This window comes from Brevibacillus sp. HB2.2 (assembly GCF_013284275.1).
Lineage (GTDB): Bacteria > Bacillota > Bacilli > Brevibacillales > Brevibacillaceae > Brevibacillus > Brevibacillus brevis_D.
In genome coordinates, this window is the sequence record NZ_JABSUV010000093.1 from 1 (window position 1) to 1373 (window position 1373).

Sequence of the window (1373 nt, forward strand, 5' to 3'; positions counted from 1 at the left end):
CAAGCCAGACCTATCCGAACGGAAGCAAGGCTACGTATGAATACGATGAACTAGGTAGACCTCTATCAGAGACTTTTCACAATCAAGGCGGAAAACGAACCATTACGTATGTGTATCGGGACGGCGAAGCTTCTGGATCGAGTTTAGAGGGACCGGGCATCGTGGAGAAAATTGCCCCGGATTCATCGAAGCTCATCACCTACTACACGCCATATGGAGATACCGCCTATCAAGAACAGATAGGCACAACAGGTGCGAAACGTCCATTGGTAGAAAACGAGTTCACGCAGGATGGATTAGAGGTCAGCCGCACGGTTCCTTTTGGGAAACAGGGGGAAAGTACCTCGTATCTGTATGACTGGGATGGCTTTTTGTATCAAACGACGAATGCACTAGGAACCACCAAGCACCATCGAAATAATGCCTACTCGGATGGAACAAGATACTTACCTCGTTTGACGGAACAAACGCTCTCACCAAATGGCTTTATCGCAACCACCTACCACGACTTGTATGGAAGAGTGGAGAGCACAGAGGAGACTACCCAAAGTGGCAGTCACCATCGCGTGACGAACTACCAAACGGATCGATTCGGGAAAGTTACCCATAAGGAAATCTCAGGTGGCAAGAATTCCCAAGCGTGGAGTATGCGCTTCGATCATAACGACAATCTCGTATATTTGCAGGACCCGGAAAATAACGTAAACGTATATGGCTACGATACGCTAGGCAATCTCACTAGTGTCCTGGAAAATGGGACGACCACAGCAGAGTATACCTACAATAGTTTGGGATGGAAGCTCTCGGAGAAGAATCCAGAAACGAGAGCAGAGACGTACACCTACGATAAAAGCGGTCTTGTGAAGAGTTACAAAGACAAAAACGGCGTCGCATTCAACTACGACTATTCGCCTTTCCATGAACTGACGAAAGTTTCTTCTGGTACTGCCTTCTATGAAGAGCGCGTGTACGATCCACAGTCTGGACTGCTTTTGAGCGAAAATAATCACACAGGAAACGCCATCAGCTATGGTTATGATGGATTCCATCGGAAGAATCGCCAGACGATGATGGGCAAAGACTACCAGCTTCTTTATTCAGACAGCGACGATACCGTGGATACGCTTGTATACCCCGCTAGAAGTGCGGTATCTGGCTCTGCTCCATCGATGAGAATCGACTACACCTATGACAATGCGAACAGATTGAATGCGGTGGTGATCCCCGGGGTCGGAACGACCACGTATACGTACGATATCAGTGACACAGGTGAAAACAATACAGTCTCATATCCTGGACAACCAACAGCGATGCAACAATCTGTCAGCTCATTTGGTGAAAAAACAGCCTTGAATCACGCAGACGGCTGGAAC

Annotated in this window: 1 pseudogene; it reads left to right on the forward strand. The window is 47.9% G+C overall.

Features of this window, described 5'->3' with window-relative positions:
* Nucleotides 1-1373, forward strand: a pseudogene (locus HP401_RS29420) (RHS repeat protein); the annotation flags it as partial.